Below are 21,425 nucleotides of genomic sequence, written 5' to 3'. Positions count from 1 at the left end.
GGACGTCGTACGACGTCGGACCTGTCGCAGTGCGGCGCGTGCAACCGTCCGCGTCCGCAACGAGCGACTCCGCCGGTGTCGTACGACATCGACGTTGTCGTACTGAGTCGGCCCCGACCGCCCCGCCCGGCCCCACCCCGCCCCGCCGACCCCCCCCGCCCCCCGTTCGGGGCGAGCCCTAACGCGCCCCAGGGCCCGGCCGACAGCGCCACCTGAGCACGGATCGCTCACCAGTTCGGCCACGGATCGGCCACCGCCATCAGGCGACGTCACCAGGGGACGTCGTCAGCGAGGGGACGGTCCACCAGTGTTCGATTCCGTGACGAGCGTCGCACTGCAGAGTGCGCTCGACGGCCTGTCGATGCGGCAGAAGGTCATCGCGAACAACATCGCGAACATCAACACGCCGAACTACCACGCCGAGAAGGTCCAGTTCGAGGACGCCCTGGCGAAGTCGATCGTCGACGGCAACGGCGGCACCACCCCGACCGTCGCACGGAGCCTCGAGCCGACGAACACGAACGGGAACAACGTCAACCTCGACGAGGAGACCCTCTCGAACGTCGACACCGTGCTCCGGTACCAGTTCGCCACCCAGGCGATGAACTCCGAGCTCACCAGCGTCCGTGCGGCGATGCGGACGAACTCGTGACGACGTTCGACGCGATCGGCATCGCGAGCACCGGCATGACCGTGCACCGCAAGTGGCTCGACGCGGTGTCGGACAACATCGCCAACGCCAACACGGTGAAGTCGATGGACGACACCGCGTTCCAGGCCCGGTACGTCGAGGTCCAGGAGGGCAACGGGGTCTCCGGCGCCTACGTCAAGGGCGCCGCGTTCGGCAGCGCCGCCGGCCGCGTGACCTACGACCCGGACAACCCGCTCGCGAACGCGGAGGGCTACGTCCGCATGCCGGACATCGACCTCGGCACGCAGATGGCGGACCTCATCATGGCCCAGCGCGGCTACCAGGCGAACGCAGCCGTGGTCGACCGTGCGAAGACCGCCTACGAGGCGGCCCTGCAGATCGGGAAGAACTGATGCCCATCGACGCCGTCAACGGTGTGACCACCAACGCGATGACGAACGCACTGACCAGCGTGTCCGGCACCTCCAGCGACGTCGCCGGCACCGCCGGGGCGACGAGCACCGACGGCAGCGGGTTCGCCGCCAGCCTCGGCAACGCCGTCGACGGGCTGCAGCAGCTGCAGAGCGACTCGAAGACCCTGGCGCTCAAGGCCGTCACGGGCAACCTCGACGACATCCACGACGCCACGATCGCCGCCACCCGCGCGCAGGTCACCCTCGAGCTCGTCTCCGCCGTCCGCAACAAGGGCGTCGACGCGTTCAACGAGATCATGAGGATGCAGGCCTGATGCCGGTCGCCGTCAAGAACGTCTTCGGACGTCTCGCCGCCTACGTCAAGGGCTTCAGCGCCGCCCAGCGGACGATCGCGATCCTCGTCATCGCGGCGCTCCTGCTCGGCGGCATCGCGCTCGCGAGCTGGCTCGGCAAGGCGTCCTACGCGCCGCTGTTCACGGGCCTCGCGGCAGCCGACGCCAGTTCGATCACGGACCAGCTGCAGACCGACGGCGTGCCGTACCAGCTGACCGACGGCGGCGCGACGATCCTCGTGCCGCAGGCGCAGGTGTACTCGGAGCGGCTCAAGGCCGCGTCGAACGGGCTGCCGTCGTCGAACGAGGGCGGCTACTCGCTGCTCGACAAGATGGGCGTGACGAGCTCCGAGTTCCAGCAGGACGTCACGTACAAGCGGGCGATGGAGGGCGAGCTCGCGAAGACCATCGGCGCGATGGACGGCGTGCAGACCGCGACCGTGCAGCTCGCGATCCCGGAGAAGACCGTGTTCGTCTCCGAGGAGAAGGACCCCACGGCGTCGGTGTTCATCGCGACGAAGAACGGCGCCGAGCTGAGCACCGACCAGGTCCAGGCGATCGTGCACCTGACGAGCGCGGCTGTCGAGGGCATGCAGCCGACCGACGTCTCCGTCGTCGACTCCAAGGGCCAGACGCTCTCCGCCGTGGGCACCGGGGCGACCGGCAGCGGTGCGGACCAGGCGGCGGACTACGACGCGTCCACCAGCAAGAAGGTGCAGGACCTGCTCGACACCACGCTCGGCGTCGGCAACGCCAGCGTCGTGGTCTCCGCCACGATGAACCAGAACTCCGGCACCCGCACGTCGGAGTCGTACACGACGCCGACGACCGGCCCGGTGGCGCTCAACGAGTCGTCGACGACCGAGCAGTACGGCTCCGGATCCGGCGCTGCCGGCAGCGGTGCGACCGGCGTGCTCGGCCCGGACAACATCGCCGTGCCGAACGGCACCGCCAGCAGCGGGACGGGTGACGACGGGTACACCAACGAGTCCGCGACGAAGAACAACGCCGTCGACCACACCACGGAGACGACCCAGCTGCCCGCCGGCGGTCTGTCCCGCCAGACGATCTCCGTCGCGCTGAACTCGAAGGCCACGGCGGTGCAGAACGCGAACCTGCAGAGCATCAACGACCTGGTGTCCGCGGCGGCCGGGGTCGACCAGACCCGCGGTGACCAGGTGCGCGTGGCGATGATGGACTTCGACACGAGCACGGCCGATCGTGCCGCGAAGGCCCTGAAGGAGCAGCAGCAGGCCGACCAGCAGGAAGCGCTGTGGTCGTCGATCCGCACCGCCGGGATCGTCATCGGCGCGCTGCTCGCCGTGATCGCGATCGTCGTGTTCCTCGCTCGTCGCAGCCGGAAGCAGGAGCGCGAGGCGGTCGACCTCGGCGAGCTCGACGCCTTCGCCGGTGACACGTTCCAGCTGCCCCTCGCCGTCGACGGCGCGGACCGGAGCACGCTGCAGGCCGGGGACGCCCCGACCGTGGCGCTGCCGACGATGCCGCACGACGACGCGCCGACCGAGATCCTCACCACCGAGGAGATCACCGCCGAGCGCCGCCGCCAGGACATCTCCGCCCTGGCCGAGCGCGACCCGAAGCGCACGGCCGAGCTCCTCCGCGGGCTCCTCGACGACCGGGCACCGGTGTGAGCGCGCTGGTGCCGAGCGCCGGTGGCCCGGGCAACGGCGCGAACGAGCGCCCGTTGAGCGGCGCCCAGAAGGTGGCGCTCATCCTCATGCAGATGGAGACCGACCGCGCCGCCGAGGTGATGAAGCAGTTCACCGAGATGGAGGCCGAGGAGATCTCCGCCGAGATCGTCCGGATGCGCCGCGTCGAGGACACCGTCGTCGACAGGACCCTCACCGAGTTCCACCGGATGACCATGAGCGGCCGCATGCAGAAGCGCGGCGGCAAGGAGACCGCGCTCGGACTGCTCGAGGCGTCGTTCGGCGCCGAGCGGGCCGCCGGTGTGATGGACCGGCTGGCGTCGAACCTCGCGGGGCAGTCGTTCGACTTCCTCGACGACGCCGAACCCGGGCAGGTCGTCACCCTGCTCGAGGGTGAGCTGCCGCAGACCATCGCGCTCGTCCTGGCGCACCTCAAGCCGGGCCAGGCGAGCGCCGTCCTGGCGGGCGTCGACGAGCGGGTCCGCACCGACGTGGCGCAGGCGTTCGCCACGATGGGCAGCGCGACCCCGGAGGCCGTCGGCATCGTCGCCGGCGTCCTGCGGCAGCGCGCCGGCGCCGTCGTGTCGCCGCGCGAGAGCGTCGAGGTCGTCGGGGGCATCGCGCCCCTGGTCGACATCATCAACCGCTCCGACGTCGCCACCGAGAAGGCCGTGCTCGACGGGCTCGAGGCGCGCGACCCCGAGCTGGCCGAGGACATCCGCTCTCGGATGCTCACCTTCGAGGACATCGTCAAGCTCGAGTCCCGCGACATCCAGCAGGTCCTGCGCGGCATCGACTCGAAGCTCCTCGCGACCGCCATGAAGGGTGCGGCCGCCCCCGTCGTCGAGACCATCCGCGCCAACGTGTCCGAGCGCAACCGCGAGCTCCTCGACGACGAACTGCAGGCCATGGGCCCGGTCCGGGTGTCGCAGGTCGAGGAGGCCCGCGCCGAGGTCGTCCGTTCCGTGCGCGAACTCGAGGCGCAGGGCGTCATCACCGTCCACCGCGCCGAGGAGGACGAGCTCGTTGACTGACACCGCCGCCACCGTCCAGCGCGTCGCGTTCCCCGTCATCGCGGACGCGGCCGGACGCGACCGCGCCGCCAGCGCCGACGTCCGCGGGCACGCCGCCGGGTACGCCGCCGGCCTCCGCGCCGCGCAGGCCGAGACGGACGCGCTGCGGGTCCGGCTCGAGGCCGAGCACGCCGCGCGCCTCGCGTCGATGCACGCCGACACCGCCCGTCGCATCGCTGTCCTCGACGCCGCGACGAACGCGATGCTGTCGCAGGTGACGCCGGTCCTGGACGCCGCGGAGCAGTCGGTCGCGGCCGCCGCCGTCGACCTGGCCGAAGCCGTCGTCGGGTACGCGATCCGTGCCTCCAGGCCGTCCGACGCGGCGTCCGCCGGACCGGCGGATGCGCACAGCCTGGAGGCGCGGGGTGCGTCCGGCGCCGAGGCGACCGTCCTGCGGGCACTCGCCTCCATCGACCGCACGGTCGCCGTCGCGGTCCGGCTGAGCGTCGGCGACGCGGCCCGCGTGGCCGACCTGGACCTGCCGGTCCCGGTGGTGGCGGACCCGACCCTGTCCGACGGCGACGCCGTCGTCGACCTGCCGGACGGGCTGCTCGACGCCCGCATCGCCACCGCGCTCGACCGCGCCCGCACCGCGCTGGGGGTCGCCTCGTGACCGCCACGCTGCAGCGGCCGATCCTCCGCCCCCGTGGGCTCGACGAGGCGCTCCGACAGGCCGCCCCGCAGCGCGTCGGCGTCGTCACGAGCGCCGTCGGGCTGGGGCTCACCGTCGCCGGCCTCGACGCGCGCGTCGGCGAGGTCGTCTCGGTCGGCGCCGAGGGTGCCCCGCAGACACTCGTCGAGGTCGTCGCGACCGACGTCACGGGCGTCCGCTGCATGCCGCTCGGACGGCTCACCGGGGTCACCGCCGGAACACCGGCACGCCCGACCGGCCGCCCCGTGCTCGTGCCGACCGGCGCCGGACTGTTCGGACGGGTGCTCGACGGGCTCGGCCGGCCGATCGACGACCGCGGTCCGCTCGTCGGTGCCGCCGGCGAGCCGGTCGCCTGGGTGCCGCTCGACCACGACACGCCCAACGCCATGGCGCGCACGCGCATCGACGCGCCGATGCAGCTGGGCGTCCGGGTGCTCGACACCCTCACCACCGTCGGCCGCGGGCAGCGCATGGGCCTGTTCGCCGGCTCCGGCGTCGGCAAGTCGTCGCTGCTGTCGATGATCGCCCGGGGGAGCGACGCCGCCGTCAACGTCATCGCGCTCGTCGGGGAGCGCGGCCGCGAGGTGCGCGAGTTCCTCGAAGACGACCTGGGACCCGAGGGCCTCGCCCGCTCGATCGTCGTCGTGTCGACCTCGGACGAGCCCGCGCTCATGCGCCTCCGTGCCGCGTTCGTCGCCACCCGCATCGCCGAGTCGTTCCGCGACGCCGGCCAGGACGTGGTCCTCATGATGGACTCGCTCACCCGCGTCGCGATGGCCCAGCGGGAGATCGGGCTGTCCGTGGGGGAGCCGCCGGCCACCCGGGGCTACCCGCCGTCGACGTTCTCGGTGCTCGCCGGACTGCTCGAGCGCGCCGGGACCGACCGGGTCGGGAGCATCACGGGCCTGTACACGGTGCTCGTCGACGGGGACGACCACAACGAGCCGATCGCCGACGCCGCCCGGAGCATCCTGGACGGCCACGTCGTGCTCGACCGGAAGCTCGCGATCACCGGGCACTTCCCGTCGGTGGACGCGCTCGGGTCGGTGTCGCGCGTGGCCTCGAAGGTCACGACGCCGTCTCAGCGCGGTGCCGCGACGACCCTCCGGAAGGTCATGGCCGCGCGGACGGCAGCGCAGGACCTGCTCGACGTCGGCGCGTACCAGCCCGGGACGAACCCGCTCGTGGACGCCGCCGTCGACCACCAGGACGCGATCGACGCCTTCCTGCGCCAGGGGATGGACGAGCGCGCGACCGCAGCCGCAGCCTGGCAGCACCTCGGCACGCTCGTGCAGCAGTTGGCGGTGGCCTGATGGCGCGCCGCTTCCCGCTCGCCGGGCTCCTCCGCCTGCGGCACGCCGAACAGGACCGTGCCGCCGCTGCCCTCGCCGCCGCCAACGAGCGGGTGCGCGACGCCGCCGACGCCCGGATCGCCGCGCGCCGGAGCCTCGCCGACGCCGAGGGTTCGCAGCCGATCCAGGACGCCGCGACCCTCAGCGCCGTCGCCGCCGCACGTGCCGCGACCCGGGGCATGCTCGAGGAGCTCGACGCCGTCGTCCGCAGCCGTCGCGCCGATGCCGACCAGGCGCAGGACGACTACAACGGCGCCCGCCGGTCCGCCCTCGGGCTCGAGAAGCTCGAGGTCCAGCACACGGAGCAGCAGACCGCCGAGGAGCTCCGCACCGAACAGAACGCCCTCGACGAGATCGCGGCCCGGAGCCGTGCGGAAGGTGGTGCCCGATGAGCGTGGACGCCGTGCTCTCCCGGATCTCCGAGATCCGGACCCAGATCGACGCCCTGCGCACGGGGACGACCGGCACCGGGACGACCGCCACGGCGTCGTCATCGAGTGCCGCGAACTCGACCGCGTTCGCCGACGCGCTCGCGACCGCGACCGGCACGGGGACGACCTCGGCGGCTGCGTCGGGCGCTTCGACCGCGACCTCGGTCGACGCCGGTGCCGGCACCCTCGCGACGGGCAGCGGCGCCACCGGGGCCGACGTCGTCGCCGACGCGAAGAAGTACCTCGGCGTGCCGTACGTGTTCGGCGGCACCACGACGAGCGGCATGGACTGCTCCGGCCTGGTGCAGACGGTGTTCAAGGACCTCGGGGTCACCATGCCCCGGGTCGTGCCGGACCAGGCGAAGATGGGCGTCGAGGTCGGCTCGCTCAAGGACGCCCAGCCCGGGGACCTCATCATCCCGAAGGGCGAGGGGCACGTCGTCATCTACGTCGGCGACGGCAAGGTCCTGCACGCGCCGCGACCGGGCAAGGACGTCCGGATCGTCGACAACTGGTACAAGGACTCCGACATCGCCACGATCCGGCGCATCGTCCCGGCGCAGGCCTCGGCGACGCCAGCTGTCTCGGGTGCGTCGGGTACCGACCTGCAGACCGCGGCACTGCTGTCGCTGATGAACTCGGGGAGCGCAGCATGAGCATGACGATCGCCACGCCGGGACCGGCACCCGCCGCCGCGACGAAGCCCGCCGCCGGCGCCGCCCAGGGGAGTGCCGACTCGTTCGGTGCCGCCCTGGTCGCCGCCGGGCACGACTCCGGGACCACGCCGGCCGTCGGAGCCGGTCGTGATCGGCCTGCCGGCGGTCGGTCGCACGACGATGCCCAGACCGCCCCGGACGGCGGTGCCGCAGCGCCCACCCCGCTCGTCGACGTCCTCGTCCCGACGACCCCGCTCGTCGCCCCCGTCCTGACCACCGCCGCCGCGCCCGCCGACGCCGTGTCCGCCGACGTCGCGCCTGCCGCCGTCGCGCCGACCGCACCGACCGCTGCTGCGCCGACGACGGCCCTGCCGGCGACCACGACCGTCCCGACGACGACGGCCCTCCCGACCCCGGACGTCGTGACCGCCCCGGCTGCCGTCGCGGTGCCCGCCGCACCTGCTGGCCCGTCCGAGGCCCTGCCCGCGGCGATCGACACTCCGTCCGCGTCCCCGGCGGCCGCTGCGCCGTCAGCGACGACCACCGCGGCGCCCGTGGCGGTCGGCACGCCCGCGCCGACTGCACCGACCCCGGCGCCCGACGCGACGGCGGCCCCGACCCCGACGGCAGCTCCCACCCCCGGGTCGACCGTCACGACGGCACCGCCCGCGGCGGCCAGCACCGCGGGCCTCGCCGTGGCAGCACCGACCGGCCCGCGTGCCGACACCACGAGCCCGGCCCCTGTCGTCACGACGACCACCACCGTCACCGCGCCCACCGCGCCCATCGCACCCGCCGCCGAGGCTCAGGGCAGCAGCGCCCAGACCGGCCACGGGTCGGACCGCGGCACGGCCGGCCAGGGCGATCCGGGCCTCCAGGCAGTCACCGCCCCGCGCGGAGGCGAGACGCCGTTCGCCGTCCCGACCACGAGCCCGACCGCCGCGCCGGCACCGACGTCCGGCTCGACCACCGCGAACGCGCCCGCGCCGCTCGCGCAGCAGCTGAGCCGCCCGGTGTTCACCCTCGCGCAGGCCGGTCCCGGCGAACACGTGGTCACCGTCCAGGTGACGCCGGACACGCTCGGCCCGGTCACGGTGCGCGCGCACGTCACGACGCACGGGATGCACGTCGAGCTGTTCGCGGCCTCCGACGCTGGGCGCGAGGCGGTGCGGCAGGTCCTGCCGGACCTCCGCCGCGACGCGTCGGGCACCGGCCTGACGACGACGATGGACCTCTCCTCGCAGAACCACCCGGGCGACGCGCCGGGACGCGAGCAGCGACAGCCCGCCGGGACGCTCCGCCCCGACGTCGGAGACCCCAGCCTGGAGGCACGGCTCACCCCGCGCAGACCCGGCACCACCCACACGGCCACCGTCCGCACCGCCGGACTCGACGTCCTCGCCTGAGCGACGTCCGCCCGCCCAGGCAGAACCGAAGGGAACGACCATGCCGATCGACGGCATCACCGGCAGCGTGGACCAGGCCGCGCAGGCTGCGGCCCTCGCCGCGAACGCCTCCTCGAAGAAGTCGCAGACGATGGACTCCGAGGTGTTCATGAAGCTGCTCGTCACGCAGCTGCAGAACCAGGACCCGTCCTCGCCGATGGACACGAACCAGATGATCAGCCAGCAGACGCAACTCGCGATGATGGAGCAGATCACGAACCAGACCACGACGGCGAACGAGAACTTCTCGCTCCAGATGCGGATCGCCGCCGCCAACCTCGTCGGGAAGCAGGTCAGCTACACCGACGCCGCGACGGGCACGTCCGTCACCGGGACCGCCTCGGCCGTGTCGTACGCGAACAGCGTGCCCACGGTCACCGTGAACGGCAAGGAGGTCGCACTCGACGTGATCTCCGGCATCACGACCACCGCTCCGGCTTCCTGACCCCTCTTCTTCTTCCTCGTTCTCCGAAAGGACGCACCATGCTCCGCTCGCTCTACTCCGGGATCTCCGGCCTCCGTTCGCACCAGCAGATGCTGGACGTCACGGGCAACAACATCGCCAACGTCAACACGGTCGGCTTCAAGTCGTCGTCGACGGTCTTCCAGGACACCCTGTCGCAGATGACCCAGGGTGCCGGTGGACCGCAGACCGGCATCGGTGGCACGAACCCGGCGCAGATCGGCCTCGGTGTGCAGGTCGCCGGCGTCTCCACGAACTTCGCCCAGGGCTCCGCGCAGGCCACCGGCAAGGCCACCGACCTGATGATCTCGGGCGACGGCTTCTTCGTCACCCGCCTCGGCAACGACACCGTCTACACGCGCGCCGGAGCGTTCGACTTCGACGCCGACGGCCGCCTCGTCACCGCCGACGGCAAGATCGTCCAGGGCTACCCGGCCACGAACGGCGTCGTCAACGAGAACGGTGCGCTGTCGGACATCGTCCTGCCGCTCGACGCCGCCGCCCCCGCGGTCCGCACCACCACCGCCGGCGTCACCGGCAACCTGCCGTCCGAGACCGCCGTCGACACGGTGATCACCCGTGACGCGACCGTGTACGACGCGTCCGGCGCGAAGCACACCATGTCGATCGCCTACAAGCGCACCACGACCGGGTGGGACGTCACGGCGACCGACGGTCAGGGCACGCAGGCGACCTCGTCGATCGCCTTCGGTGCGAACGGCGCGCTCACCAGCGGCGGGACGCTCGCGGTCGGGGGCATCACCGTCGACATGCGCCAGCTCACCGGCTTCGCGTCGCTCAACACCGCGTCGATCGCGTCGCAGAACGGCCACGAGGCCGGCTCCCTGCAGGGCTACTCGATCTCGAAGGACGGCACGGTCGTCGGCAGCTTCTCGAACGGCGCGTCGCTCGCCATCGGCCGCATCGCCCTCGCGACGTTCGCGAACCCGGCCGGCCTGGAGAAGACCGGCGCTTCGGGCTACCGTGCCACCGCGAACTCCGGCAACGCGTCGGTCGGCGCTCCGGGGTCGCCCGGTGTCGGCCAGCTCGCGTCGGGCACGCTCGAGATGTCGAACGTCGACCTGTCGCAGGAGTTCACGAACCTGATCGTGGCACAGCGCGGCTTCCAGGCGAACGCGCGCATCATCACGACCTCGGACGAGGTGCTGCAGGAGCTGACGAACCTGAAGCGGTAGGTGGGGCGCGTTCGCTGCGCGTTCAGTGAGCAGAAATGGTCGAGTCGGGTGATCCGACTCGACCATTTCTGCTCACTGGACGGACGGTCGCGGGCATGCGGCACGGCGCGGCGTACCGTCGGCGGCACACCGACCCTCGGAGGACCGCATGAGCTCGCGCACCACCACCGCATCCGTCACCGCCAAGACCCTGCTCCGCATCGCACTCGGAGCCGTCCTCGTGTCGCACGGCTCCCAGAAGCTCTTCGGCGCGTTCGGCGGCGGCGGCATCGAGGGCACCGCGAAGGGCATGGACGCGATGGGGTTCCGCCCCGCGCGTCGGAACGCCGTGCTCGCGGGCATCGGGGAAGCCGGCTCCGGCGCGGCCCTGGCGCTCGGCCTGGCCACCCCGATCGCGGGCGCCGGAGCCGCGACGACCATGGGCGTGGCGTCGAGCGTGCACACCCCGAACGGGTTCTTCAACGCCGACGGCGGCTTCGAGTTCCCGGCGTTCCTCGGGTTCTCCGCGGCGATGTTCGCACTCGGCGGCCCGGGGCCGGTCTCGCTCGACCACGCGACGCGGCACGCGTTCGACCGCCCGTGGCTGCGCGGTCTCGCCCTCGCGGCCGTGCCGGTCGCGATCGCGGTCCAGGTCGCGCAGCGACGCAAGGCGCTCGCGTCCGACGGCGCGGCGAACGAATCGTAGGACGAGGCGGACGGGAGGCACGGTGCCAGCGGGCACCGTGCCTCCCGTCCGCCCGTTCCTTGCGTTAGTATCTGCGTGTGCAGGTAGACAAGCAGCCATGCGGACTCGATCCGGAGTCGGAGTACGTCGAACTCGCGGTCGAGGTCTTCGCGATGCTCGCGGACGCGACGCGCGTGCGGATCATCCTCGCGCTGCGGAGCGCCGAGGAGATGTCCGTGAACCACCTGGCGGACGTCGTCGACAAGAGCCCGGCGGCGGTCTCGCAGCACCTCGCGAAGCTGCGGCTCGCCCGGATGGTGTCCACGCGGCGCGACGGCACGACGGTGTTCTACCGGCTCACCGACGAGCACGCCTCGGAGCTCGTGATCGACGCGGTGAAACAGGCCGAGCACGTCGTCGGCGCTGCGTCGCACCACCGCTCGTGACGGCGGCGCTCCGGAACCGCGGCGTGCAGGCGGCACTGCTCTCCGCCGTGCTCTTCGGCGCCGGGACCCCCTTCGCGAAGCTCCTGCTCGGGGACGCGAGCCCCTGGATGCTCGCCGGGCTGCTGTACTGCGGGTCTGGTCTCGGCCTGACGCTGCTGCGTGTCGGCCGCCGGGCACCCCGCGTGCGGCTGGCCCGGGCCGATGTCGTGCCCCTCGCGGGGGCGATCGCCGCCGGCGGTGTCGCTGGTCCAGTGTTGCTGATGCTCGGACTTGCGAACATGCCGGCGTCCGGGGCATCGCTGCTCCTGAACGCGGAAGGGGTGTTCACCGCGGCACTCGCGTGGTTCGTGTTCCGGGAGAACTCCGACCGTCGGATCGCCCTCGGGATGGTCGCGATCGTGGTCGGCGCGGTGGTGTTGAGCGTGCCGTCCGGGGCGAACCTCGGCTCGCCCTGGCCGGCGTTGGCGATCCTCGGCGCGTGCCTGTGCTGGGGGCTGGACAACAACCTGACCCGGAAGGTCGCGTTGACCGACGCGACCTGGCTCGCCGCGGTCAAGGGCGTCGTCGCCGGGCCCGTGAACCTCGTCCTCGCGTTCGCACTCGGTGCGACGTTGCCGGCATGGCCCGCAGTGTTCGGAGCGCTCGTCGTCGGGTTCTTCGCGTACGGGGTCAGCCTCGCGCTGTTCATCGTGGCGATGCGGCACGTCGGCACCGCCCGCGCCGGCGCGTACTACTCGATCGCCCCGTTCTTCGGTGCGGTCCTCGCCTTCGCGTTCGGCGACCGGGTCACCTGGCCGTTCCTGGTCGCCGGCGTCCTGATGGCGATCGGCGTGTGGCTGCACCTGACCGAACGGCACGAGCACGAGCACACCCACGAGCCGATGACGCACGACCACTGGCACACCCACGACGAACACCACCAGCACGACCACGACGAACCCGTCCCCGCCGGCACCTGGCACCGGCACGAACACCACCACGAGCGGATCACCCACACGCACGAGCACTACCCGGACGCCCACCACCGGCACATGCACTGACGCGTGAGCGCCCGTGTGCCGTGCGTCCACTGAGCAGAAATGGTCGAGTGGGGTCGTCGAACCCGACCATTCCTGCTCACTGAACGCGCGGGGCGGGCTGGAGCCGCGCCTCCAGGGCGCTCGTCAGGCCGGGGTCGCGCCGCTCAGGCGCGCCTCCTCCGCGTCGTAGCCCGCACGCACCTGCCGGAGCACCAGGTCGTCGATCTCGTCCGCGTCGCGGAGCCGCAGGAGCGTCGCGGCCTTGTGCTGCACGAGCGCCAGCTCGAGGGCGACCGCGGTGTCGTGCCGCTGCAGGGCGGGGTGGTCGTCGTCGTCCTCCTCGCGCGCCTGGATGACATCGAGGTGGGCCTCGTAGTCCTTGCGCACGCGGTCGACGGTGGCGCGGTCGGCTCCCGTCGAGCGGGCGAGCCGGGGGAGGGCGTCGAGGGCCTCCTCGATCGCGGTGCGCTCGGCGTAGCGGCGTTCCTCGCCGACGGATTCGTCCTCGGGAAGGGCAGCGCGGCGCAGGACGGCGGGGAGCACGAGCGCCTGGCCGACGATGGTGACGACGACGACCCCGGCGGTGACGAAGACGATGAGGTCTCGGTCCGGGAACGCATCGCCGGACTCCAGCATGCGCGGGACGGCGACGGCCATGGCGAGCGACACCGCACCGCGGAACCCGGCGAAGCCGCTGACGAGGCGGTCGCGGTGGCCCTCGCGGGGTGCGCCGCCGGTACGCCGGGTGACGAGCCAGACGGTGCCGCCGGCGGCGTTCAGGAAGGCGAAGCGCACGAGGACGAGGAGCACCGCCACCGCGGCGATCACCCCGGCGGCACGGAGGAGTTCGGAGGGATCCAGGGCACGTGCGGCGACCATCGCCTCGATGCCGACCAGGACGAACAGGGCGCCGTTGAGCAGGAAGGTCAGGAACGACCAGAACGCCCGGACCTGCTGCCGGGTCTCGGCACGGTCGAGCTTCGGTCCGACCTGGCTGACGACGATGCCGGCGGCCACCACGGCGAGCACGCCAGAGGCGCCGATCGCCTCGGCGGCCAGGAACGCGCCGAACGGCACGAGCAGCGTCACGAGGTTCTCGAGGACGACGGTGTCGACGCGGCGCAGGACGAGGGTGCCGACCCACGCGGCGGCGAGTCCGGCGGCGACACCGCCGAGGTACGACAGCGCGAGCATCCCGGACACGCCCCAGAACGTGAGCTCCTGCGTGCCGACGGTGACGGCGACCGCGATCCCGTAGACCACCAGGGTGGTGCCGTCGTTCACCAGGCTCTCGGCGCGGAGCACCGTGACGTTCCGACGCGGCAGCATCTTGGTGAGGACGCCGACCGCGGTGGCGTCGGTCGGGGCGACGGCGGCGCCGAGGACCCAGGCGGGTCCCCACGGTATGCCGAGCAGGTGCAGCAGGACCGCGACCGCGCCAGCGGTGACCACGACGAGGAGGGTGCCCATCAGGACGATGCCGCGGAGGTTCTTGCGGATCTCCCGGAGCGAGGTGGTGAGGCTCTCCCAGTAGAGCAGCGCGGGAAGGAACAGCAGCAGGACGGCGTCCGCGGGGAGCTCGACGTCCGCGAACTCCGGGACGAACGCGAGCCCGGCACCGATCACGAGCAGGAGCACCGGCGGGGCCACCCGGATGCGGTCGGCGATGCCGGCCGTCAGGGCGATGGCGAGGCCGAGCACCACCACCAGTTCAGGTCCCAGCACACGCACTCCTCGTTCGACCGACACCCCAGTCAACGCGGTGGGTGCTGACAGCGCACGGCAACGGGGCCGTGTCCCCACACCCCTGCGCGGACACGGCCCCGGATCGGCCCGGTCGGGCCGCTCTGCTCGGCCGGACGGCCGGCACCCCGGCCCGGTCGGGAGCTACCGCTCGGCCACTGCGAGCGGCGCGATCGACCGGCCATCGGCGTCCACCCGGTCCCGGGGGAACGCGGGCAGGCGGACGCCGGTCATGGACTCGAGCACGCGGACCACCTGCCGCGAGTACCCGTGCTCGTTGTCGTACCAGACGTAGACCACCGCCGAACCGTCGCCGTCCGCGATGGTCGCCAGGCCGTCGACCACCCCGGCCTTGCGGGAGCCGAGCACGTCGGTGGACGCGAACTCCGGTGACTCGACGTAGTCGACCTGTCGCCGGAGCGACGACACGAGGGACACGTCGCGCAGGAACGCGTTCAGCTCGTCGCGGTCGGGCGCACCGTCGAGCTGCAGGGACAGGACGGCGAGCGACCCGTTCGACACCGGGACGCGGATGGCGTTGCCGGTCAGGCGTCCGGCGAGCTCCGGGTACGCCGCGCCGACGGCCTTCGCCGCACCGGTCTCGGTGAGCACCATGTTGAGCGTCGCGGCACGGCCCCGGCGGTCGGCGCGGTGGTGGTTGTCGGTGAGGTTCTGGTCGTTCGTGAACGCGTGCACGGTCTCGACGTGGCCGTGCCGGACCCCGTACCGCTCGTGCAGGGCAGCGAGGATCGGTGTCACCGCGTTCGTCGTGCAACTGGCCGCGGCGAGGATCCGCTCGTCGGCGATCTCGGCGTCGTTCACCCCGTGCACGATGTTCGGGACGTCGCCCTTCGCCGCGGTCGTCAGCAGGACCCGCCCGGCACCCGGTGCCGCGAGGTGCCGTTCGAGGCCCGCCCGGTCCCGCCAGCTACCGGTCGAGTCGACGACGACGGCATCCTCGATCCCGTGCACCCGGTAGTCGACGCGGTCCGGCGCCTCCGCGCGGATCACCTGGATGACGGTGCCGTTCGCCGTGATGGTCTGCGCGGTCTCGTCGACGGTGATCGTGCCGTCGAACGGGCCGTGGATGGAGTCGCGTCGGAGCAGGCTCGCGCGCTTCGCCAGGTCGCCCGGGCCGCCGGGGCGGAGGACGACGGCGCGGAGTCGCAGACCGCTCGCCCCGCCGGCGCGGGCGAGCAGGATCCGGGTGACGAGCCGTCCGATGCGACCGAAGCCGTAGAGGACGACGTCGGTCGGTGCGAGCGCCTCCGACCCGTGGCCGACGACGTCGGCGAGCTCGGTGCGGAGGAACGTGCCGAGGTCGCTGGGAGCGGAGTCCCCTGCCAACAGCTCGCGGTGGCGGCGGAGCAGCGCCGCGACGTCGACGACCGCCGGCCCCAGGTCGAGCGTGGCCAGGGCACGCAGGACCGGGAACGTCTCGGACGGGTGCAGTTCGGTGCCGTCGAGGTGTCGGGCGAACCGGTGCGCCTTGAGCACCTGGTTCGCCGACAACCCCACGAGTCGTCGGCCGTGGATCGTGGTGACGACGTTCTGCCGGCGGTACAGGCTGCCCACGATCGGGATCGAGGCCTCGGCGAGGGACTCCTCCTCGATCCAGTCGGCGAAGACGCTCACGCGGCGACCTCCCGTCGCGCAGGCGCCACTGTCGCGGCCGGGGCCGCGACCGCGGTCCCGGTCGTGCCGGACAGGTCGTCGAGGGCGGTGGCGATCTCCGCCGGACCGCCCCACGCGGTCGTGCTGAGGGGCATCGCGGTCCCGACGAGTGCCGCGAGCGTGTCGACGTCCGCGGCACCGGCAGGGTCGGTGACGACGAACGCGTCGACGGTGATGCCGCGCGAGCGGACGGCAGCACGAGCAGTCGTGCCGTGCAGTCGGACGGCGACGGTCGCGTCCGGGGCCCCGGCAGCGGCGGGGTCGCCCCCGCGGGGTAGGTAGTGGCCGTGCCGGTCGATCAGGTGCAGCGCCCGGTCGTCCTCGCTGCCGGGCCACCACACGTCGCCGTCCTCGTCGAGTGCGGTGTCGACGAACACCGCGTCCCGCTCGACGTCGGCTGCCAGGATCGACCTCGGTGAGAGGCCGGCCACGGGGACGACCGTGCCGTCGGTCAGCGCTCGGGCGACGACGCCGTCGGATCCGGGGCGGACGAGCACCGGGCCGGCGGCGAGGAGCTCGACGTGCTGGCCGCCGGGGGTCGTGTGGTCGAGACGGACCGCCGTGCGACCGGTGACGGCCACAGTGGTCGTGCCGTGGGACCCGTGCACGCGCAGGAGCGTGACCTCGACGGCGCGGTCGTCCGTGTGCGCCCGGAGTGCCTCGACGACACCGGCACCGTCGTCACCGCCGACGAGCCACACGGTGCGCACTCCCGCGCGCTCGTCCAGCAGCACCGTGCGACCGGTCGGACGGGTGTCACGCGGACTGCGGAGGCTCGTGTGCACCGTGCGCACGACGTCGGCCTCCGGGCCCATCGCGTCGAGTGCGTCGACCCCGACGGTGGTGAGGGCTCGGAGCACGGCCACGCTCGCGGGGGAGTCGGTGACGTGCACGCCGAGGACGTCGGGCGCGTCCGGATCACCGAGCAGGAAGGGCACGACGTACATCGTCCGACCGCGCATCGACTCAGCGACGCGCTCGACGACGCCGGCTGCAGTCCGGTCCGTGACAGCAGTGCGCCCGACGCGTTCCGGCGACCGCACGAGCAGGCTCCTCGGCCGCGCCCCCGGGTCGAGCCGCACCACGTCGGCGTCCATCGTGAACCGCGTCACGAGCTCCCGCCACTGCTCGTCCGACCCGTCCACCCAGACGACCTCGTCGGCCCGGGTCAGCAGTGCCGTCCGCGCCACCCACTGCGCCGTCCCGGCGTGGGCGAGGTCGTGGTTCCGCGCGCCGTCCGGCACCTCGGGCAGGGGCAGGACCCCCGCTGGTGGGAACGTGTGGCGGTGCTGAGCGGTCCGGGGCATGGTGGCCTCCTCGTCGAGATCCGTGCTGGTGTGCCACCACCCTCCGTCCAGCGGACCGGCACCGACGAAGGAACGAGCCTCGAAAAAGACCGAGATTCGGGAAAACCCGAATGCGTCACGCAGCATCCCCCGTGTGCCGCTCGAGGAACTCGAACACCTCGGTGTCGTCCACCCCGGGGAACCGCCCCGACGGCAGCGACGCCAGCACGCGGGTGTGCATCCGCGCGCTCGGCCACGCCGCGTCCGACCAGCGGGACGCCAGCGGTGCCGGCGGTCGACGGCAGCACGACTCGTCCGGGCACGTCGACACCTGGCGCTCGGTGGTCTCGCGACCGCGGAACCACTTCGCGTCGTCGAACCGCACGCCGAACGTGATGCTGAACGCACCCTCCGGTCCGGAGCCGGTCTGCGTGGACGACCAGTAGGTCCCCGCGGTGGTGTCGGTGTACTGGTGCGCCTCGGACGTCCGGGCGCTTCGGTCCCCGGCCCACCGTGCGACCCACTTCCGGCAGACCACCTGCCCCTCGACCGCACCGGTGACGTCGGCAGGCAGCGGCAGGTCGTCGTTCTCGTACGCCTTGTAGATCGCACCGTCCTCGCCGACCCGCAGGAAGTGCACCCGGACGCCGAGGTGCTCGGTGAGCAGGTTCGTCATCCGCAACGCCGCTGACTCGTGGGTGACGCCGAACGCGTCGCGGAAGTCCTCGACGGCGAGGTCCCGCGACGCCTTCGCCTCGGTGAGGAACCCGACCGCCTGCTTCCGGGGCATGAGGCACGCCGCGGCGAAGTAGTTGATCTCGAGCCGCTGCTGCAGGAACTCGGCGTACGACGAGGGCGGCTGGTGCCCGAGCAGCCGGTGCGCCATCGCCTGCAGCGCCATCGACCGCAGGCCGTGTCCGCCCGGGATCGAGGCGGGCGGCAGGTAGATCCGCCCGTTCGCCAGGTCGGTGATGCTCCGTGTGGAGTGCGGCAGGTCGTCGACGTAGAGCAGGGTGAACCCGAGGTGCTCCGCCATCCGGCTGACCTCGCGGTGTGTGAGCGCCCCGACCTCGTGGCCGACGGCGCCGACGACCTCCTCGGCCAGGGCGTCGATCTCCGGGATGGCGTTGTTCCGCGCGCGCATCCGGTCGCGGAGCTCGGTGTTCGCCCGTCGCGCCTCCTCCGGCGTCGCGGACGCCTCGCGGGCCTTCCGGTCGAGTTCCTGCAGGGTGCGGACCAGGGCCGCTAGCGCGTCCTGCGGCAGGGACTTCGAGACCCGGACGGGAGGCACGCCCAGCGCCGCGTACTGCGGCCCACCCTGCAACCGTTGCAGCTCCAGTTCGAGCGCGGACCGCGGGTCGGGAGCCTCCGCCTGCAGCAGGTCGAGGACCTCGACGCGGAGCGCCGACGCCAGGCCCGGCAGCTCCGCTGCGCGGACCGGCCGCTTGCCGTTCTCGATCAGGGACAGGGTGCTCGCGGTGGTCCGGAGCTCGGCCGCGAGCGCGGTGAGGGTCCAGCCGGCGCGGGTCCGGAAGTGCCGGATGCGCGCCCCGAGGATGCGTGCGTTGTCGTCGTCGACCTGCATGGAACGGACCGTATCCGAAAATCCGGCGGATTTCGAGGATGTTCGTCGGGTCGAAGCGTTCGCCGACCCCGCACGGTGGGTGACACGCCCAGCCGGGACACGATCCCGGCGGTTCAACGACGAAAGGCGAACTGATGACGATCATCGACGAACGGACGGCCCTGGTGCCGGACGTCCTGCCCCTCGACGCCGTCGGCCTGGAGGACCTCGCGTCCGTCGGCGGCAAGAACGCCTCGCTCGGCGAGATGCTCCGCTCCCTGTCGGGCCTCGGCGTCCGCGTGCCGAACGGCTTCGCCACGACCGCGACCGCGTTCCGCCGCCACATGGAGCACACCGGTCTGACGTCCTGGATCAGCGCCACGCTCCTCGCGCTCGACGTCGAGGACACGGCCGCCCTCGCCGCCGCGGGGGCGGAGATCCGTCGCCGTGTGCTGTCGACACCCCTCGAGCGCGGACTCGAGCAGGCCGTCCGGGAGGGCTTCGCACGGCTCACCGCCGAGGCACCCGACGAAGCCTCGTTCGCCGTCCGGTCCTCCGCGACCGCGGAGGACCTGCCCGACGCGTCCTTCGCCGGGCAGCAGGACACGTACCTGAACATCCGGGGGATCGAGCACGTGCTCGACGCCGTCCGCCGGGTGTTCGCCTCGATGTACACCGACCGAGCGATCGCCTACCGGGTGCACCACGGGTTCGTGCACGACGAGGTCGCGATCTCGGTCGGCGTGCAGCGGATGGTCCGGTCGGACCTGGCGTCCGCGGGGGTGCTGTTCACGCTCGACACGGAGTCCGGCTTCGACCGCGCGGTCTTCGTCACGAGTGCCCACGGCCTCGGCGAGGGCGTCGTGTCGGGCGCCGTGAACCCGGACGAGTTCACCGTGTCGAAGCCCACGCTGGCCGCGGGCCGTCCCGCGATCCTCGGCCGGGTGCTCGGCTCGAAGGCCCAGCGGATGGTGTTCACCGACGACCCCACCGTCGGCCGCACGACCGCCTTCGTGGAGACGAGCGCCGCCGAGCGCCGGCACTTCTCGTTGCGCGACGACGAGGTCACCGAGCTCGCACGCATCGCCGTCGTGATCGAGCAGCACTACGGACGCCCGATGGACGTCGAGTGGGGCAAGGACGGACTCGACGGTCGCCTGTACGTCCTGCAGGCCCGCCCGGAGACGGTCGCGTCGCGTGCCTCCGCGTCCGTGATCGAACGGCACTGTCTGGTCGTGCAGCCCAGCACGCCGCCGCGGCTCGAGGGACGCGCGATCGGCCAGCGCATCGGATCCGGGACGGTCCGGGTCCTGGCGAGCGTCGACGAGATGCACGACTTCCGCCGTGGCGACGTCCTCGTGGCGGACATGACCGACCCGGACTGGGAGCCGATCATGCAGCGGGCATCGGCGATCGTGACGAACCGCGGGGGCCGGACCTGCCACGCGGCGATCATCGCGCGGGAGCTCGGCATCCCCGCGGTCGTCGGCACCGGGACCGCCACGAGCACCCTGCACGACGGCGACCCCGTGACGGTGAGCTGCGCCGAGGGGGAGACCGGCGTCGTCCACGACGGGGTCCTCGACGTCGAGACCGAGCGCATCGAGGTCCACGACCTGCCGGAGCTCGACGTCGACCTGATGCTGAACGTCGGGAACCCGGCGCAGGCGTTCTCGTTCGCCGCGCTCCCGAACGCCGGCGTCGGCCTCGCCCGCATGGAGTTCGTGGTCGGCCGGCAGATCGGCGTGCACCCGAACGCCCTGCTCCGACTTGCCGACCAGCCGACCGACGTCCGCGAGCAGATCGAGGACCGGATCGCCGCCTACGGCTCGCCCCGGGACTTCTTCGTCAAGCGCCTGGCCGAGGGCGTCGCGACCCTCGCAGCGGCGTTCGACCCGAAGCCCGTCGTGGTCCGGCTGTCCGACTTCAAGTCGAACGAGTACGCGGGCCTGCTCGGCGGCGCCCGGTACGAGCCGGTCGAGGAGAACCCGATGATCGGGTTCCGCGGCGCCTCCCGCTACCTGTCCGAGGAGTTCGCGCAGGCGTTCGCCCTCGAGTGCGAGGCGATCCGCACCGTCCGGGAGGTCATGGGCTTCACGAACGTCCGCATCATGATCCCCTTCGTCCGCACCGTCGACGAAGCCCAGGCCGTCGTGGCCCTGATGGCGGAGCACGGTCTCGAGCGCGGCCGCCACGGTCTGCGGGTCGTCATGATGTGCGAGATCCCCGCGAACGCCCTCGACGCCGACCGGTTCCTCGACCACGTCGACGGCTTCTCGATCGGGTCGAACGACCTCACGCAGCTCACCCTCGGCGTGGACCGCGACTCCGCCCTCGTCGCCGAGTCGTTCGACGAACGGAACCCGGCCGTGCTCCGGCTCATCGACATGGCGATCGACGCCTGCCGCGCCCGCGGGGCGTCCGTCGGCATCTGCGGGCAGGGTCCGAGCGACCACCCGGACCTCGCGGACCACCTCCGCGCCCGCGGGGTCACGTCGATGTCGCTCAACCCCGACACGGTCGTGAGCACCTGGCAGCGGCTCGCGTCGGCGGTCTGACGCGACCACACCCCGGACTGGAGGCGCGGGGGGGGGCCGCCCCCCCCCCCCCCGGCGGGGCGGGGGGGGGGTAGAGCGCCAACACAGGACCACAATCCTAGGGTGACGGTATCCCGCGCGACCAATCGAGGAAACA

General features: G+C 72.6%; 20 protein-coding genes. 16 read left to right on the top strand and 4 right to left on the bottom strand.

Annotation, left to right across the window (positions count from 1 at the left end; genetic code table 11):
- Positions 1-307: 307 nt before the first annotated feature.
- From ABIC61_RS12950 to ABIC61_RS12880, 15 genes are all read left to right on the top strand, one after another.
- Entirely contained in the window at positions 308-652 is a 345-nt protein-coding gene (locus ABIC61_RS12950) for a flagellar basal body rod protein FlgB (protein WP_144750047.1), read from the top strand.
- Positions 649-1,044, top strand: a complete 396-nt coding sequence (locus tag ABIC61_RS12945; RefSeq protein WP_092096696.1) for a flagellar basal body rod protein FlgC — start codon at positions 649-651, stop codon at positions 1,042-1,044. Before ABIC61_RS12950 ends, ABIC61_RS12945 begins: the two co-directional genes overlap by 4 nt.
- On the top strand, positions 1,044-1,379 hold the full coding sequence (gene fliE / locus ABIC61_RS12940; RefSeq protein ID WP_079235908.1) for a flagellar hook-basal body complex protein FliE: 336 nt from the start codon (positions 1,044-1,046) through the stop codon (positions 1,377-1,379). Before ABIC61_RS12945 ends, fliE begins: the two co-directional genes overlap by 1 nt.
- The gene (gene fliF / locus ABIC61_RS12935) at positions 1,379-3,049 is read left to right on the top strand and encodes a flagellar basal-body MS-ring/collar protein FliF (RefSeq protein WP_354030231.1); all 1,671 of its coding nucleotides are present in this window, start codon (positions 1,379-1,381) and stop codon (positions 3,047-3,049) included. The genes fliE and fliF overlap by 1 nt, the downstream gene beginning before the upstream one ends.
- A 53-nt stretch (positions 3,050-3,102) precedes the next feature.
- Positions 3,103-4,101, top strand: coding sequence for a flagellar motor switch protein FliG (fliG, locus tag ABIC61_RS12930; RefSeq protein ID WP_354030230.1), 999 nt, complete (start codon positions 3,103-3,105; stop codon positions 4,099-4,101).
- Entirely contained in the window at positions 4,094-4,753 is a 660-nt protein-coding gene (locus ABIC61_RS12925; RefSeq protein ID WP_354030229.1) for a FliH/SctL family protein, read from the top strand. The genes fliG and ABIC61_RS12925 overlap by 8 nt, the downstream gene beginning before the upstream one ends.
- Positions 4,750-6,105, top strand: a complete 1,356-nt coding sequence (locus ABIC61_RS12920; RefSeq protein WP_354030228.1) for a FliI/YscN family ATPase — start codon at positions 4,750-4,752, stop codon at positions 6,103-6,105. Before ABIC61_RS12925 ends, ABIC61_RS12920 begins: the two co-directional genes overlap by 4 nt.
- Positions 6,105-6,536 carry a flagellar FliJ family protein gene (locus ABIC61_RS12915; protein ID WP_097179251.1) on the top strand — a complete coding sequence of 144 codons (432 nt, stop codon included), beginning with the start codon at positions 6,105-6,107 and terminating at the stop codon, positions 6,534-6,536. The genes ABIC61_RS12920 and ABIC61_RS12915 overlap by 1 nt, the downstream gene beginning before the upstream one ends.
- Positions 6,533-7,231 (top strand): C40 family peptidase, encoded by a 699-nt coding sequence (locus ABIC61_RS12910; protein ID WP_354030227.1) that lies wholly within the window; start codon positions 6,533-6,535, stop codon positions 7,229-7,231. Before ABIC61_RS12915 ends, ABIC61_RS12910 begins: the two co-directional genes overlap by 4 nt.
- Complete coding sequence (locus ABIC61_RS12905) at positions 7,228-8,637, top strand: flagellar hook-length control protein FliK (protein WP_354030226.1); 1,410 nt, start codon at positions 7,228-7,230, stop codon at positions 8,635-8,637. The genes ABIC61_RS12910 and ABIC61_RS12905 overlap by 4 nt, the downstream gene beginning before the upstream one ends.
- Positions 8,638-8,677: 40 nt before the next feature.
- Positions 8,678-9,121, top strand: coding sequence for a flagellar hook assembly protein FlgD (locus ABIC61_RS12900; RefSeq protein ID WP_144750032.1), 444 nt, complete (start codon positions 8,678-8,680; stop codon positions 9,119-9,121).
- A gap of 38 nt (positions 9,122-9,159) precedes the next feature.
- Positions 9,160-10,335, top strand: coding sequence for a flagellar hook protein FlgE (locus ABIC61_RS12895; protein WP_144750030.1), 1,176 nt, complete (start codon positions 9,160-9,162; stop codon positions 10,333-10,335).
- A gap of 148 nt (positions 10,336-10,483) precedes the next feature.
- Complete coding sequence (locus ABIC61_RS12890; protein ID WP_354030225.1) at positions 10,484-11,020, top strand: DoxX family protein; 537 nt, start codon at positions 10,484-10,486, stop codon at positions 11,018-11,020.
- Between the two features lie 77 nt (positions 11,021-11,097).
- Positions 11,098-11,445, top strand: coding sequence for an ArsR/SmtB family transcription factor (locus ABIC61_RS12885; protein WP_354030224.1), 348 nt, complete (start codon positions 11,098-11,100; stop codon positions 11,443-11,445).
- Positions 11,442-12,485, top strand: coding sequence for a DMT family transporter (locus ABIC61_RS12880; RefSeq protein ID WP_354030223.1), 1,044 nt, complete (start codon positions 11,442-11,444; stop codon positions 12,483-12,485). The genes ABIC61_RS12885 and ABIC61_RS12880 overlap by 4 nt, the downstream gene beginning before the upstream one ends.
- Positions 12,486-12,608: 123 nt before the next feature.
- On the opposite strand, the gene ABIC61_RS12875 is transcribed toward ABIC61_RS12880, so the two are convergent.
- The 4 genes from ABIC61_RS12875 to ABIC61_RS12860 form a co-directional block, all read right to left on the bottom strand.
- On the bottom strand, positions 12,609-14,189 hold the full coding sequence (locus ABIC61_RS12875; RefSeq protein ID WP_354030222.1) for a Na+/H+ antiporter: 1,581 nt from the start codon (positions 14,187-14,189) through the stop codon (positions 12,609-12,611).
- A gap of 162 nt (positions 14,190-14,351) precedes the next feature.
- Positions 14,352-15,842, bottom strand: coding sequence for a glyceraldehyde-3-phosphate dehydrogenase (locus tag ABIC61_RS12870; protein WP_354030221.1), 1,491 nt, complete (start codon positions 15,840-15,842; stop codon positions 14,352-14,354).
- A complete protein-coding gene (locus ABIC61_RS12865; protein WP_354030220.1) occupies positions 15,839-17,188 on the bottom strand; it encodes a phosphoenolpyruvate carboxykinase domain-containing protein in 1,350 nt (449 codons plus the stop codon). Before ABIC61_RS12865 ends, ABIC61_RS12870 begins: the two co-directional genes overlap by 4 nt.
- A 115-nt stretch (positions 17,189-17,303) precedes the next feature.
- Positions 17,304-18,752, bottom strand: a complete 1,449-nt coding sequence (locus ABIC61_RS12860) for a helix-turn-helix domain-containing protein (protein ID WP_354030219.1) — start codon at positions 18,750-18,752, stop codon at positions 17,304-17,306.
- Positions 18,753-18,886: 134 nt separating this feature from the next.
- Here ABIC61_RS12860 and ppsA point away from each other — a divergent pair, with 134 nt between their 5' ends.
- Positions 18,887-21,289, top strand: a complete 2,403-nt coding sequence (ppsA, locus tag ABIC61_RS12855; protein ID WP_354030218.1) for a phosphoenolpyruvate synthase — start codon at positions 18,887-18,889, stop codon at positions 21,287-21,289.
- Positions 21,290-21,425: the final 136 nt, after the last annotated feature.

It is taken from the genome of Curtobacterium sp. 1544, from assembly GCF_040544915.1.
Taxonomy (GTDB): Bacteria; Actinomycetota; Actinomycetes; order Actinomycetales; family Microbacteriaceae; genus Curtobacterium; species Curtobacterium pusillum_C.
This window is presented reverse-complemented; position numbering and strand designations above follow the sequence as displayed.